General features: G+C 63.7%; 1 pseudogene. It reads left to right on the top strand.

Features of this window, described 5'->3' with window-relative positions:
- A pseudogene (locus tag ACPYOD_RS19130) lies at window positions 1–703 on the top strand (cell division protein FtsZ); the annotation flags it as partial.
- Window positions 704–985: the final 282 nt, after the last annotated feature.

Genomic DNA, 985 nt, shown 5'->3' with positions numbered 1-985 from the left:
CCTCATCACCGTGCCGAACGAGAAGCTGCTCTCGGTGCTCGGGCGTGAAGTGACGCTGCTGAACGCCTTCAAGGCCGCCAACGACGTGCTCCAGGGCGCGGTCCAGGGCATCGCCGACTTGATCACGGCCCCGGGCCTGATCAACGTCGACTTCGCCGACGTCCGCACCGTCATGAGCGAAATGGGCATGGCGATGATGGGTTCGGGCACCGCCCGTGGCGACGACCGCGCCCAGGCGGCCGCCGAGGCGGCGATCAACAACCCGCTGCTGGAAGACGTGAACCTGTCCGGTGCCTGCGGCATCCTGGTGAACGTCACCGCCGGTCCGAACCTCACCATGCGCGAGTTCGACGAAATCGGCCGGGTCATCCACGACTTCGCATCCGAGGATGCAACGGTAGTGATCGGTACCTCGCTCGATCCGGAAATGCAGGACGACGTTCGCGTCACCGTGGTGGCCACGGGCCTCAACCGCGGCGTGACCGCGAAGCAGCCTGTCCGCCAGCCGGTGCAGCAGCACGTGGAAATGCGGCAGCGTCCGCGTCCGGTCGTGCTGCGCACGGGCACCGGCAATGAAGTGGTGGATTACGCCGCCGACGTGGCTCCGACGGTCCGCTCGGAACCGGCACAGCCGCAGAAGAACGCGGAACCGGCCATCGACTATCTGGACATCCCCGCGTTCCTGCGTCGCCAGGCCGACTGACCGGCACTCACGCAAGACACGTTAAGGAAAACGTGAGGACGTTCCGGCAAGAGGCCGGTCCGTCCGGAGCGACCCGCCGCCCCTCCCGTCCGGGCGGCGGGTGCTTTGCCGTCTCCAGGGAAACCTGCAAGTGATATCAATTACTTGCAAGTGGTTGAAAGGAAGGGAAATCAGTCGCAAGCCAAATGAGAATGGGTCTCGGAATTTGCTGAAGGAACGGTGAAGCCAATGGTAGACTGTACCGTCCGGTTTGTTTATTCCGAGGTTAAGACTGTGTTAGCA

The organism is Luteibacter sp. HAY1-4A (assembly GCF_056755355.1).
This window is presented reverse-complemented; position numbering and strand designations above follow the sequence as displayed.